The organism is Nocardia sp. NPDC050406, assembly GCF_044459025.1.
Classification (GTDB): Bacteria; Actinomycetota; Actinomycetes; order Mycobacteriales; family Mycobacteriaceae; genus Nocardia.
In genome coordinates this window covers 1-12,711 of the sequence record NZ_JBITIM010000004.1, presented here as the reverse complement: position 1 = coordinate 12,711, position 12,711 = coordinate 1, and the positions used below count along the sequence as shown (strand labels likewise).

The following is a 12,711-nucleotide window of genomic DNA, read 5'->3' as shown; positions in this document are numbered from 1 at the left end:
GCTCACCGATTCCATCCCGTCGCGCCCTGCTCCCATTCCCGTCCGTGCTCCAACAGGTTGAGCAGATACGTGCCGTAGCCCGAGCGCACCAGCGGTTCGGCCAGTGCGCACAGTTGCTCGTCGGTGATGAAGCCCTTGCGCCAGGCCACCTCCTCCGGCACGCCGATCTTGAGCCCCTGCCGCTCCTCGATGGTGCGCACGTAATTGGCGGCGTCGAGCAGCGAGTCGAAGGTGCCGGTATCGAGCCAGGCGGTGCCGCGGGTGAGCACCTCCACCTGTAGGCGGCCCTGCTCGAGGTAGCTGCGGTTGATATCGGTGATCTCGTATTCGCCACGCGCCGAGGGCTTCAGGTCGCGGGCGATCTCGATGACATCGTTGTCGTAGAAGTACAGCCCCGGAATGGCGTAGTTGGAGCGCGGCTGCTTGGGCTTCTCCTCGATGGAGATGGCCTTGCCGTCGGCGAACTCCACCACGCCGTAGGCGGTGGGATCGGAGACGCGGTAGGCGAAGACCGCGCCGCCGTCGATACCGTCGAAGCGCTGTAGCCGGTTGCCCAGGCCCTGGCCGTGGAAGATGTTGTCGCCCAACACCAGTGCCGCCGAGTCGGCGCCGATGTGGTCCGCGCCGAGCACGAAGGCCCGGGCCAGTCCGTCCGGTTCCGGTTGCACCACATAGGAGATGGACAGCCCGAACTGGCTGCCGTCGCCGAGCAGGCGCGCGAAGGCGTCGCTGTCCTCCGGTGTGGTGATGACCAGGATGTCCCGAATCCCCGCCAGCATGAGCGTGGACAGGGGGTAGTACACCATCGGCTTGTCGTACACCGGGACCAGCTGTTTGCTCACCCCGCGCGTGATCGGGTGCAGCCTCGAGCCCGTGCCGCCCGCCAGGATGATTCCGCGCATGTCACAGCAGTCTGCCAGTTGCGTCCCGGACGGGGGCGGGGAGGTTCCGAACCGACGGCGAAACGATCACGGCCGTTTACCGGAATGCCCTGGGGAGGAATAAATGTTGCGTAGGTCACTTTTCCATGGTGTTCTGAAATGACGCTATGTGAGATGTCAGCGCCGACTCTCGCGCGCCAGGTGCCCCGCGTGGTTCAGCTGAGCCCGTTCGGTCATCGGACGAACGGCTCGGCGCGCCAACAACGAGGTAGGTGCGCGATGACAGCGACCAGTGACAGCGTCCCCGTGGTCAATCCGAACGGCATCAGTGTGTACGCCCATGCCCTGGCGGCGGCCTGTCGCACCGTGATTCGGCCACTCGGGGGCCTGGTGCCCGTCAATGCCCTGACCATTCCGGTGGCCGCCACGGTCATCAACGGACTGTCGAAACTGCGCCCCCAACCGCACGGTGTGGAGCGGGAACAGGTGCGGCTCAGGGATTTCCGCATGGAGATCGTGCGCCCCGCCGGTGCCCGCAGCTCACTGCGCGACGGCGCGATCATGTACATGCACGGCGGCGGTTTCTTCCTCTGCGGCCTCGACACCCATCGGCCGGTGGTCGCGGCGCTGGCCCGGCGCACCGGCCTGCCGGTGGTGAGCGTGGAGTACCGCCAGTTGCCGGTCACCGATATCTCCGGCTCGGTCGACGACTGCCTCACCGCCTACCGCTGGCTGCTCGCCCACGGGGCCGATGCCTCGCGCATCGTCTTCGCCGGTGATTCCGCCGGTGGCTACATGACTTTCGCGACCGCGCTGCGCGCCCGCGATGCCGGGCTGCCGGTGCCCGCCGGACTGGTGGGCCTGTGTCCGGCCCTGGATCTGGACTGCACCGAGAAGCGCGCGCATCCGAATCTGCGCAAGGACGCGCTGATTCCATTGTCCGCCTTGGAATCGGTGGTGCGGCTCGGGGCGGCGGTGAACGGCTGTCTGGATCCGGCGCTCTCACCCGTGAACGGGGCGTTGGCCGGACTGCCGCCGTCGCTGTTCATCGTCGCCGAGGACGAGGTGCTGCGCCGCGACAGCGAGATCATGGCGCAGCGCCTGGCGCAGGCGGGCGTTCCGGCGACACTGGAGGTCTGGCGCGGGCAGGTGCACGCGTTCATGGCGATCTTCCCCACTATGCCGGAAAGCCGTGCGGCACTGGCACATGTGGCCCAGTTCGTGCGCGCCCGCATCGAGTCGGAGGTGGTCGCCCGCACCGCCTGAGGCCGCCCCGAAACGCATCGATCCCCGCTCGGATGGTCCGAGCGGGGATCGCTTGTGCCGCAGCCTGATTACTTCTTGGCCGGAGGCGTGAAGGGGGCGTTGATGGTGTTGAAGTAGTTGACGACCTCGGCGATGGCCACCGGAGCGGTGATCAGGATGGTGCCGACGATGCCGATCAGGCTCGCACCGGCCGCGGCGCCCAGCAGGCAGCCGACGATCGGGCCGGAACCGCCGCCGAGGACGACCGGCAGGGTCACCGCGGTGCCGACGACGCCGCCGACGACGCAGCCGACAATGCCGCCGAGGACGGTGGTGACCAGGCCCGCGAAGGTGGCGGCCAGGGCGATGTTGTCCTTCATGCGCGAGTGCGCGGCCTTCTCGCGCTCGTACTCGTTCTTGAACTCGGCCTTGTCGTCGAAGGGCAGCGAGACCGGCTTGTAGACGGCGTGCTGCTCGTCGATCTGCGGGGTCAGGACGGCGATGTTGTCCTTGATCTCGGCCGCGATCGGGAAGGCGAAGTCGTCGATGACGACCTCGAGCGGGGTGCCCGCCATGACGTTGCCCGCGACATCCTTGATCTTCAGCTTGCCGTCCTCGACGGCCACCGAACCGGCGTCGGGCGAGATCGAGACGGTGCCCTTCTCCTCGTTGACGTAGTAGGAGACGTTGACCGGCTGCGGAGCGGTCGGGGCGGGGGCCTCGGCGGGCGCGCCGTTGGCGGTGGCGGCGGTGACGCCCAGGGCCGCGATCATCAGAGCCGACGTCGCGGCGAATTTCCTCATCAGCATTTCTTTGGGACCTCGATACGAAGAGCTCGGGGGGACAAGGGAATAGAAATCGAGGACAGCTAACGACCGGTGAACCTGCCGTGACCGTTCATTCAATTTCCGTTCACCACACCGACTTACGGCTCGGTGGGTTTCCGGAAACACGCAGGTGGTGCGCCGCTTTTTCATTGCTTCCGAACGGAATTTGATGAATAGACCGGTCCGTTTGTGACCAAGGACACACTTCGCTGTGATGTTTTCGGGCTATGGCCAGCGTGAAAATCTGTCGGCGGCACCGAAATTGCGACATTTCGGCGCGGGTATGCGGCAATCGCGGGAATCGGTGTTTCGGATACATATCCGATTGCGCGCGGCCGAAACGTCGCGACTGTGCCGTTCCGGTTACCTGACAACCACGTGACGCCCCGGAGTCGGTAGGGTTTCGGTGTGCGATTGCTCGTAACCGGCGGCGCTGGCTTCATCGGCGCGAACTTCGTTCACCAGACCGTGGCGGGGCGTCCCGACGTCCATGTGACCGTGCTGGACAAACTCACCTATGCGGGCAATCGGGCCTCACTCGCCTCGATCGTCGATCGCATCGAGTTCGTGCAGGGCGATATCGCCGACTCCGCGCTCGTGGACCGTCTGGTCGGCGGTGTGGACGCGGTGGTGCATTTCGCCGCCGAGTCGCACAACGACAATTCCCTCGCCGATCCGTGGCCGTTCGTGCAGACCAATATCGTCGGCACCTATTCGCTGCTGCAGGCCGTGCGCCGCCACGAGGTGCGCTATCACCACATCTCCACCGACGAAGTGTACGGCGATCTGGACTTCGACGAGGACAGGTTCAACGAAAGCACCGCTTACAACCCGTCCAGCCCGTATTCGGCGAGCAAGGCCTCGAGCGACATGTTGGTGCGGGCCTGGGTGCGCTCGTTCGGCGTGCGCGCGACGCTGTCCAACTGCTCCAACAACTACGGCCCGTACCAGCACGTCGAGAAATTCATTCCGCGCCAGATCACCAATCTCATCGACGGTGTGCGCCCGCGGCTCTACGGTGCCGGACACCAGGTCAGGGACTGGATCCACGTCGAAGACCACAACGACGCCGTCTGGGCGATCCTGGAGCGCGGGCGAATCGGGCAGACCTATCTCATCGGCGCCGACGGCGAACGCGACAACAAATCCGTCATCGAGATGATTCTCGAATCATTCGGCCGTCCCGCCGACGACTACGACCATGTCACCGATCGGCCCGGCCACGATCTGCGCTATGCCATCGACTCCTCGCTGCTGCGCACCGAACTCGGCTGGGAACCGAAATACCGCGATTTCCGCGCCGGGCTGGACGCGACCATCCGGTGGTATCGCGAGAACGAATCCTGGTGGCGGCCGCGGAAGGCCGCCACCGAAAGCGCTTACGCCGCCGCGGGCGAACAGGTGCTGTAACTCAGCCCCACACGATGGTGCAGTACTTCGCCGCCGCAGTGATGAGCGCGAGAACCGTCGCCGACACGATCACGATCGCCGGTCCGCGCGTCGGGGTGCGACCCTCGGAATCGGTGAGGCGCAATGGCATCCAGCGCAGCACCACCGCCATCGCGGCAATGGCCAGCGGCACGAAATACCGGCCCTGCACACCGTCGATGATGTAGTAGTCGATCGGCGTGAACGACATGTACAGCGTCACGTAGATCATGGCCACGCTGGCGAGCACCGTGAGCGCCACCACGACGGTGGCGCGGGTATTCGCCGCCGACATCCGGTCGGCCACACCGACACTCACCGCGAAGGCGAGCAGACAGGCCAGGATGGTGATGGCCGGAACGTCGATATAGGCGAATCCGAGTTCCCCGAAGAACTGGGTGAACCAGCGCTGATCGCGATAGATGATGCTGTCGCCGAACACATTCAGGAAATGGAACGGATCGCCGAGAATTTCCTTCAGCTGATCGCTCGGGCGGACCGTTCCCCATTGATGCGGCGGGCGCATGAGACTCATACCGTCACCGGTCGGTGCGGCGATTTTCATCCAGACCGCGAATACGCCCGCGCCGACGGCCGCGACCACCCAGGGAATGGCCCGCAGCGGTCCTCGGAAACCGTAGTGCCGCGCCGGAATCAGCACGGTCAGCATGGCGAGCAGCACGTAGGTCGGCTTGCTCACCGGCAGCAGGACCGTGGCGGCGAGGGCCGCGACGGTCTCCGGGCGGGTGAGGCGGTCGCCCAGGAACAGGCCCTTCACCAACAGCGCGGAGACCAGGATGGCGAGCGCGTTGGTCATGGTGTCGGCGGTGACGGTTCCGGCCTGGAAGACCGCGATGGGCAGCACCGCCACCGTGAACGCCAACCACTGCACCCGATGTCCGCGCAGGGCGCGCAGCGCGAAGCCGACGATCAGAAGGTAGGCCAGCAGGCCCGACAGGCGCGTCACCGTATTCAGCGCGCCGACACTGAGGTCCAGTGCCTCCGAGAGCCGAATGCCCAGGGCGGCTGGCACATACGGGACGGGGGAGTAGGCGGCGGTATTGGTGAACCAGACCTGCTCGGTCTGCTCGCTCACCGGCGCCGCGCCGAGCCGCTGGTAGGCCCCGCGGTCGGCCACCATCGGATCGGGCTCTTCGGGATTGTGCTGGTAATCGTCGAAGGCGTAGCTCATGAGCGCGTCGATGCTGACCGGCACCTGCCCGCCGTACGACACGCCCCGATCGTCGGGAATCCGCTCCGGGGTGAACCCGCCGTGCGCCACCTGATAGGCCCGCCCGAACTGGGTGATCTCGTCATGGCCCCAGAATGGCGGCGTCACCACCGAGAACACCGCGCCGAACACACCCGCGACGACCACGAACACCAAAGCCGCAGCGCCGAAACGCCGTTCGACGGCGTCGACGACACCGCGCAGGCCGGACGCCGTCGGCTCCGCGGCCGCCGTCTCGACCTCGGTTGGCGCGGGTCGGTCGCCCGCACCGCTATCACGCACCCGCGCACCGGCATTCCCAGCCGCGTCGCCGGGCGCGGTCGGTCGTCTCACTTCGTCCCAGATCGGGGTGTCGCCGGTTGTCGGCTGGGTGGATTCCACCGCGCCATTCTCTGCCGCGACGTCCGAACTCTCGGCCGTCGCCGCGCCGGATTCGCCTGAATCGGTGGAAATCCGGGGCGCGGTATCCCCCTCTTCGGGGGCGGTATCCGCGCCCTCGGTACCGGCGACAGGTCTCGGTGCGTCGTCGCTCGGGTCCGCCCCGGGCCCGGTGATGCCCGGTTCGATACGCGAGGTCATCGGGCGGTACCGCCGGAACGCTCGGGCTCACGCTCCTCCGCGCCCACGGCCGAGTACCGCAGATACACCAGGCGCGAGGCCTCGTGCCGGGAGCGGCGAATGCCGTCGAGAATGAGCCCCGCCGTCCAGGCGAGGGTGCCGAACAACAACAGCGTGAAACCGAGGAAGAGCGTGGGGAAGCGCGGGACCTCGTGGATGCGGTAGAACTCGATGACTATCGGGACGATCAGCACCACCGAGAGCAGCCAGGCCAGGGTGCCGAACATGCCGTAGAACGCGACCGGCCGCTCGTGCCGGGCCAGGCCGACGATGAGCCGCAGGATCTTGAAGCCGTCGTGATAGGTGCGCAGCTTGGATTCGCTGCCCGCCGGGCGATCTCGAAAACCGACCGGCACCGCCGTCTGCGGCACCCGCAGATGCTGCGAGTGCACGGTCAGCTCGGTCTCGATCTCGAATTCCCGGGAGACGGCGGGGAAGCTCTTCACGAAGCGCCGGGAGAACACGCGGTAGCCGCTCAGCATGTCCTCGACGTTCTCGCCGAACACCTTGCCGACCACCCCGTTGAGCACCCGGTTGCCGGTTTCGTGCCCGGCCCGGTAGGCGGATTCGCCCTCGAGTTCGCGACGCACGCCCAGCACGTGGTCGTACGGGCCGTCGATCAGGGTCTTGATCATGAGCGGGGCCGCGGAGGCGTCGTAGGTGTCGTCGCCGTCGACCATCAGATAGATATCGGCCTCGATATCGGCGAAGGCCCGGCGCACCACATTGCCCTTGCCCTTGCGGTATTCGCTGCGCACGATCGCACCGGCCGCGCGCGCCCGCTCGGCGGTCGCGTCGGTGCTCAGATTGTCGTAGACGTAGACGACGATGCCCGGCACGGCGGCCTTGAGGTCGGTGACGACCTTCGCCACCGCGGCCTCTTCGTTGTGGCACGGCACTATGGCGGCAATGCGAAGCTCGGTGGGGTCCACCCGGTCAATCCTCTGATCGGAAGGCGAATACGAACATCGGGAGGGTACAGGGCAGCGCCCCACACACGCCCGCTCACCCTCCCATCCCCTCGGCATACCCGCACCTCGACACCCCGTAACCCGCGTGTCGTACCCGACTCGCCGCAGGCCTGTCCTTGTCGGCCCAGCATGCGCGTGATCGGAATTCACTCGGCGCGACGGGGGAGCGCTCGCGCTGCGGTAGCGTCACCCCGGTGTCGACGAGTGAGTCCGCGGTGACCGAGCCGGATTCCGGCGAATCCCTGACCGAGAAGGCGCTGAACCTGTTTCGCAAGGGCGGCGCGTTTCTCGTGGTCGGCGGTATCGGATTTCTGGTCGACGCGGGCACCTACAACCTGTTGGTGTTCTGGGGCGGCGAGGGCCCCATGTTCCACCTGCCGCTGCCCGCCAAGATCATCGCCATTGCGGTGGCCACCGTCGTCACCTACTTCGGCAACAAATGGTGGACCTATTCCGATCACGGGGGCGGCGGCGGAGCCCGTCATATTCTGATCTACGCGCTGCTCAATGTGGTCGCCATCGGCCTGCAACTGAGCTGCCTGGCCTTCTCGCGCTACGTTCTCGGATTGGACAGTCCGTTGGCGGACAACATCTCCGGGACTCTGGTGGGCCAGGCGGTGGCGTTGGGGTTCCGATTCTGGGCATACGGGAAATTCGTATTCACCGGCGCGCGTGACGACGTTCGGTAGCGCGGGTTCGCGCTACCGCGACGCATCCGCATTGATATCCTCGGCCCCGCCGAGCGCGAATGTGGAGTGTGCGTCCATGTCATGGTGTTCGCCGGTATCTGGTGATTCGAGGGATAGGGATTCATGGTGGACCAGTCGGCTGGGCAGGCCGTGACCGAAATCAATGACCGGGAGACCGCCGCGGCCCCCGCGGCACTGACCGCCGAGCACGCCGCCCCCGAGCGGCTGGTGCTCGCGCGCGGTGTCTTCACCGGTCCCGCACCGCGTATCAGCGATGAGCTGTATGCCGTGGTGAAGGGCGGTAAAGCGCATCGCGACCGGTTCTCGCTGCGCCTGGACAAGGGCGCGACCGCGCACACCAACACCTACTTCGGCCGGTTCGCCGCCAGCTACTGGCAGCGCTGGACCACCGTCACCGCGGTCGAGGCCGCCATGACGCTCGAGGTGTCGGGCAAGACCCTGGTGCGCCTGGCCGCCTCCGATATCGCCGGACACCGCCGCGTCGTCGCGACGGTGGAGACCTACGAGAGCGGCCGCGTGACACTGAGCGCGGCGCTGGACATGTACGTCGACGGCGGCGCGATGTGGCTCGAGGTCGACGCGGTCGGCGGTCCGGTCACCATCAGCGACCTGGAGTGGACCGCGCCCGCGCCCGATCATGTGCGGCCCGTGGCCATCGCCATCTGTACCTTCAACCGGGCCGAGGACTGCGCGCACACCGTCGCCGCACTGGCCTCGGACCCGACCGTGCTGAGCGCCATCGACGCGGTCTACGTGGTCGACCAGGGCACCGATCTGGTGCAGGACCGGCCGCTGTTCCAGCAGACCCAGCCCAAGCTGGGCGAGAAGCTGCGCTACATCCGGCAGCCGAATCTCGGTGGGGCGGGCGGGTTCACGCGCGGCCTCTACGAGGTCTCCGCCGCCAACGAGCACGCCGATGTCATCCTCATGGACGACGACATCCTGTGCGAGCCGGAAACGGTGTTGCGGCTCAACGCTTTCGCGAACATGACCGTGGAGCCGACGCTGGTCGGCGCGCAGATGCTGTTCCTGTACAACCCCGACTACCTGAACGTCGGGGCGGAGGAGACCAATCTCGGCATCCTGCGCCACGGCCAGAAGGTGGCGAAGGCGTTGCGCAACACCAGCATGCTGAAGAAGCATCAGGAGCGCCGCGTGGACGCCGGGTACAACGCTTGGTGGACCTGCCTCATCCCCGCCGAGGTGGTCGCCCGCATCGGCCTGCCGGTGCCCATCTTCTTCCAGTGGGACGACGTCGAATACGGCCTGCGCGCCCGGGAGCACGGGTTCGTCACCGTCACCCTCCCCAATGCCGCCGTGTGGCACGCCGACTTCTACTGGAAGGACTTCGACGACTGGGCGCGCTACTTCTCCTCGCGCAACTCCCTCATCGTCTCCTCGCTGCACACCGAACTCGACCCGAAAGCCGTTACCCGCCAACTCTTCCGGGAGATCGGTGAGTATCTGGTCGGCATGCAGTACGGCCTCGCGCACACCACGCTGCAGGGCATCGAGGACTACATGAAGGGTCCGGAGGCGCTGCACGACGGTGGGCAGGCCGCCCTGGCCGCCGCCCGCGCCAGCCGCGGCGACTACCCGGAGACCGTCAAGCATCCCGCCGCCACGGCCCCGGTTCCCAACGCGCACATCACCGTTCGCCGCGCCGGTGGTGAGCCAAGCCGCCCGCTGCTGATTCTGTTCAAGCGCGCCATCACCCAGTGGACCGGCCGCACCCGCCCCGGTCTGGTGGGCGTCACCCGCGAGGACGCGCACTGGTGGCACGTCTCGCTCTTCGACCACGTGGTGGTCACCGACGCCTCGCAGTCCGGCGTGCGAATCCGCCAGCGCGACAAGGCCACCGCCCGCCGCCTGCTGCTGCGCGCCTTCCGTGTCCTCCGTCAGCTCCGCAACGATCTGCCGGACCTGCAGCGCCGCTACCGCGCGGCCATGCCGGAACTGACCAGCCGAGCGAACTGGGAACGGTTGTACGGCATCGACTCCAAGTAAGCACCACGCGGAAATCGCGGCGGCCGTGTCCGATTGGGCACGGCCGCCGCGGCGTTTTCCGGCCGTGCGCGTGAGATCGCCAGGGCCGCAGGGGCAGTCGTCACAGGGGAGCGCTGAGCAGGGTGCGGGCCGCGGCGACGATATCGGCGTCGAGCCAGGCGGGCAGCGATTCCTCGCGGGCGTGACGGCGCAGCGCCGAGTAGGGCAGATCCACCACCGCCCGGGCCACGGCGTCGATCTCGCGCGGGGTGGCCGCGCCGTAGATGCCCTCGGCCATGCGCTGGAGATGTGCGATGAGCGGCGCGTTCATGGTGGCGAGGCGCTCGCGGAAGTCGGTGTCGGGCGCACCGTCGAGCAGATCGCTGGGCCGCAGGTCGAGCAGTAACCGGGCATCGTCGAGGAATTCGCGCCCGAAGGACACCGCGGCGGTGCACATGGCCACGGCGGCCTCCACGGGATCCTCGGCGCCGGTCTCGGCGGCGGCCAGTACCCGGGTTTGGAAGCGTTCCAGGGCCCGGATCCACGCGGCGGTGAGCACGCCGTTTCTATTGCCGAAGCGATGGTAGAGGGTGCCGACCGGGGCTCCGCTGGCCTCGGCGATGGCGGCCACCGAGGCCGCCCGGGGGCCGTCGCGCAGTACCAGCGTGCGGGCTGCGTCGAGGATCACGTCGGTGTCGTGCTTCCGGGGAGGTGCCATGAACTAGTACAGTCCTTCTATATGGAGCGTTTGCCCTATATTGATCAGCATTCCAGGATAGTACTCGCCGATCGCGAACGGACCTGGGCGGCGCTGCTCGGAATCGACGGCGGCGATCCCGACGATCTCAGCACACTGCCGCACGGATTCGAGCTCGACGAGGCCGATCCACCACGACGTTTGGCGCTGCGCGGCGAGAATCGCTTCACCAGCTTCGCGATCGTCTTCGTTCTCGAGGAGCTGGACGCGCGGCGCACTCGGCTCACCGCCGACAGCAGCGCCGCGTTCCGCGGGGTGGTGGGAAAGGTCTACCGCGCCTTGGTCATCGGCAGTGGCGCGCACGCGTTCGTCGTGCGGCGGATGCTGCGCGGCATCGCGAAGCGGGCGGCGGACGCGTCATGACACCCGGACAGGTCTGGGGTGCCACCCCGGCCGAAATCGCCGCCGAATTGCCTTGTGACGCACTGTTTTCCGGCAAGGTCACGGTCTGCGACCGCGCGATCACCGTGGCCGCGCCACCGGATATCGTCTTCGCCTGGCTGTGCCAGTTGCGGGTGGCGCCGTACAGCTACGACCTGCTCGACAACTTCGGTCGCCCGAGTCCTCGGCGACGCGATCCGGCCCTGACCGAACTCGTTGTGGGACAGCGGTTCATGGGTCTGTTCGACCTCGTGGACTTCGCGCCGAACGACCACATCACGCTGTCGAGCCCACCGCGCATCGCGGTCACCTACGCGGTGCGCGAGAACGCGAAGAGCCGTGCGGGTGCGGCGGGGTCGAGTCGACTCCACGTGCGCGTGCTGTTCAAGGGGCCGCGTCTGTTCGCCATACCCTTGGTCTTCGGCGATTTCCTCATGATGCGCAAACAGCTGCTCACCCTCGCGGAACTCGCCGAGCGGGAAGCCGGGACGACGGTCTGATCGCTCGGCACGAGGGGTGCCGAGCGATCAGACCGCGTGGATCAGAGGAACAGGTCCGTGGTCAGCGGGCCGTCGCCCGGCACCACGCGGTACTTGTCCAGATCCGTGATCCCGTGCGCCGCGAGGACTTCGTCGTCGAGGAAGAAATTCCCGGTGGTGTCCTTGGCCGGGGAGGTGAGCACCAGATAGGCGGCGTCGGCGTAGATGTCCGGGGTGCGCGAGGTGGCGATCATCTCCTCACCGCCCAGCAGGTTTTTCACCGCCGCCGTGGCGATCGTGGTGCGCGGCCACAGCGAGTTCACGCCGATGCCGTACTTGCGCAGCTCCTCCGCCAAACCCAGTGTGGTGAGCGACATTCCGTACTTGGCGATGGTGTAGCCCAGCGCCATACCCGCCCACTTCGGATCCAGGTTGAGCGGCGGCGACAGGGTGAGGATGTGCGGATTGCGGCCCGCCTCCGCCGAATCCCTCAGCGCCGGAATGCTCAGCTTGGAGAGCAGGAAGCTACCTCGGCAGTTGATGTCCTGCATGAGGTCGTACTTCTTCATCGACAGCACCTCGGTCGGTGAGATGTCGATGGCCGAGGCATTGTTCACCACCATGTCGATACCGCCGAACCGCTCGGTGGTCTGGCGCACCGCCTCGGCCACCGCTTCGTCGTCGCGCACATCGCCGACGAATTTGAGCACCTGCCCACCGGCCTGCTCCAACTCCGCGGCCGCCGTGTGAATCGTGCCGGGCAGCTTCGGATGCGGCGTATCGGTCTTGGCGATGAGCGTGACATTCGCCCCGTCCGCCGCCGCCCGCCGGGCGATCTCCAACCCGATACCCCGGCTGCCGCCCGACATGATCATGGTCTTGCCCGCCAGCGGCTTCGCAGCTTCCGTCATGGGTCCCACTCCTGTTCGTCTGCCTTCGCCCCGGTTCCGATCATCCGCGCGTCCGCACGCGAACGGGGTGAAAACCTTCCGAATCGGACACTAAGCCACCCTCGCCCTATATGCAACGAAGTGCATAGCAACAAGTTGCATAGATCACCCCGCAGCCCAAGTCCGGAAATGAACATGGGGTGGGCGGGGATTAGAACCGGCCCCCCCCAGGACCCACCTTGACCAGGTTCAGGTGGGGGTGTGGGGGGTGGGGCGTACGCCAAAAGTAACATGTGGCCGAGCTATC

The 12,711-nt window shown here is 66.9% G+C and carries 12 protein-coding genes; 6 read left to right on the top strand and 6 right to left on the bottom strand.

The genetic code is table 11. From position 1 onward, the window contains the following. Positions 1-2: 2 nt before the first annotated feature. A complete protein-coding gene (rfbA, locus tag ACIBH2_RS28860) occupies positions 3-902 on the bottom strand; it encodes a glucose-1-phosphate thymidylyltransferase RfbA (protein ID WP_397123141.1) in 900 nt (299 codons plus the stop codon). Between the two features lie 258 nt (positions 903-1,160). Between rfbA and ACIBH2_RS28855 the strand changes: the two genes are divergently transcribed. Next, a complete protein-coding gene (locus ACIBH2_RS28855; protein ID WP_397123139.1) occupies positions 1,161-2,147 on the top strand; it encodes an alpha/beta hydrolase in 987 nt (328 codons plus the stop codon). A gap of 68 nt (positions 2,148-2,215) precedes the next feature. Here the strand turns inward: ACIBH2_RS28855 and ACIBH2_RS28850 are convergent, their stop codons facing one another. Continuing rightward, positions 2,216-2,929 (bottom strand): hypothetical protein, encoded by a 714-nt coding sequence (locus ACIBH2_RS28850; protein ID WP_397123137.1) that lies wholly within the window; start codon positions 2,927-2,929, stop codon positions 2,216-2,218. Positions 2,930-3,361: 432 nt separating this feature from the next. Here ACIBH2_RS28850 and rfbB point away from each other — a divergent pair, with 432 nt between their 5' ends. Beyond that, positions 3,362-4,363: a dTDP-glucose 4,6-dehydratase gene (gene rfbB, locus ACIBH2_RS28845; protein ID WP_397123135.1), complete on the top strand. Its 1,002-nt coding sequence runs from the start codon at positions 3,362-3,364 to the stop codon at positions 4,361-4,363. 1 nt (position 4,364) lies between these two features. Here rfbB and ACIBH2_RS28840 read toward each other — a convergent pair whose 3' ends face one another. Next, positions 4,365-6,191 (bottom strand): DUF2142 domain-containing protein, encoded by a 1,827-nt coding sequence (locus tag ACIBH2_RS28840; RefSeq protein ID WP_397123133.1) that lies wholly within the window; start codon positions 6,189-6,191, stop codon positions 4,365-4,367. Beyond that, positions 6,188-7,162: a glycosyltransferase gene (locus tag ACIBH2_RS28835; RefSeq protein WP_397123131.1), complete on the bottom strand. Its 975-nt coding sequence runs from the start codon at positions 7,160-7,162 to the stop codon at positions 6,188-6,190. Before ACIBH2_RS28835 ends, ACIBH2_RS28840 begins: the two co-directional genes overlap by 4 nt. 233 nt (positions 7,163-7,395) lie before the next feature. Between ACIBH2_RS28835 and ACIBH2_RS28830 the strand changes: the two genes are divergently transcribed. After that, the gene (locus ACIBH2_RS28830) at positions 7,396-7,890 is read left to right on the top strand and encodes a GtrA family protein (protein WP_397123129.1); all 495 of its coding nucleotides are present in this window, start codon (positions 7,396-7,398) and stop codon (positions 7,888-7,890) included. 123 nt (positions 7,891-8,013) lie between these two features. Continuing rightward, entirely contained in the window at positions 8,014-9,918 is a 1,905-nt protein-coding gene (locus ACIBH2_RS28825; RefSeq protein WP_397123127.1) for a glycosyltransferase, read from the top strand. Between the two features lie 100 nt (positions 9,919-10,018). Here the strand turns inward: ACIBH2_RS28825 and ACIBH2_RS28820 are convergent, their stop codons facing one another. Beyond that, positions 10,019-10,615 (bottom strand): TetR/AcrR family transcriptional regulator, encoded by a 597-nt coding sequence (locus ACIBH2_RS28820; RefSeq protein ID WP_397123125.1) that lies wholly within the window; start codon positions 10,613-10,615, stop codon positions 10,019-10,021. Positions 10,616-10,636: 21 nt separating this feature from the next. Between ACIBH2_RS28820 and ACIBH2_RS28815 the strand changes: the two genes are divergently transcribed. Both ACIBH2_RS28815 and ACIBH2_RS28810 read left to right on the top strand, forming a co-directional pair. Then, positions 10,637-11,017, top strand: a complete 381-nt coding sequence (locus ACIBH2_RS28815) for a hypothetical protein (RefSeq protein ID WP_397123123.1) — start codon at positions 10,637-10,639, stop codon at positions 11,015-11,017. Next, on the top strand, positions 11,014-11,535 hold the full coding sequence (locus tag ACIBH2_RS28810; RefSeq protein ID WP_397123121.1) for a hypothetical protein: 522 nt from the start codon (positions 11,014-11,016) through the stop codon (positions 11,533-11,535). The genes ACIBH2_RS28815 and ACIBH2_RS28810 overlap by 4 nt, the downstream gene beginning before the upstream one ends. A gap of 41 nt (positions 11,536-11,576) precedes the next feature. On the opposite strand, the gene ACIBH2_RS28805 is transcribed toward ACIBH2_RS28810, so the two are convergent. Continuing rightward, entirely contained in the window at positions 11,577-12,425 is an 849-nt protein-coding gene (locus tag ACIBH2_RS28805) for an SDR family oxidoreductase (RefSeq protein WP_397123119.1), read from the bottom strand. Between the last annotated feature and the right edge of the window lie 286 nt (positions 12,426-12,711).

What these genes read in the sequence shown, in the direction of transcription:
- rfbA (WP_397123141.1), bottom strand. Translation starts at nt 902, where the DNA reads ATGCGCGGAATCATCCTGGCGGGCGGCACGGGCTCGAGGCTGCACCCG.
- ACIBH2_RS28855 (WP_397123139.1), top strand. Translation starts at nt 1,161, where the DNA reads ATGACAGCGACCAGTGACAGCGTCCCCGTGGTCAATCCGAACGGCATC.
- ACIBH2_RS28850 (WP_397123137.1), bottom strand. Translation starts at nt 2,929, where the DNA reads ATGAGGAAATTCGCCGCGACGTCGGCTCTGATGATCGCGGCCCTGGGC.
- ACIBH2_RS28840 (WP_397123133.1), bottom strand. Translation starts at nt 6,191, where the DNA reads ATGACCTCGCGTATCGAACCGGGCATCACCGGGCCCGGGGCGGACCCG.
- ACIBH2_RS28825 (WP_397123127.1), top strand. Translation starts at nt 8,014, where the DNA reads ATGGTGGACCAGTCGGCTGGGCAGGCCGTGACCGAAATCAATGACCGG.
- ACIBH2_RS28820 (WP_397123125.1), bottom strand. Translation starts at nt 10,615, where the DNA reads ATGGCACCTCCCCGGAAGCACGACACCGACGTGATCCTCGACGCAGCC.
- ACIBH2_RS28815 (WP_397123123.1), top strand. Translation starts at nt 10,637, where the DNA reads ATGGAGCGTTTGCCCTATATTGATCAGCATTCCAGGATAGTACTCGCC.
- ACIBH2_RS28810 (WP_397123121.1), top strand. Translation starts at nt 11,014, where the DNA reads ATGACACCCGGACAGGTCTGGGGTGCCACCCCGGCCGAAATCGCCGCC.
- ACIBH2_RS28805 (WP_397123119.1), bottom strand. Translation starts at nt 12,425, where the DNA reads ATGACGGAAGCTGCGAAGCCGCTGGCGGGCAAGACCATGATCATGTCG.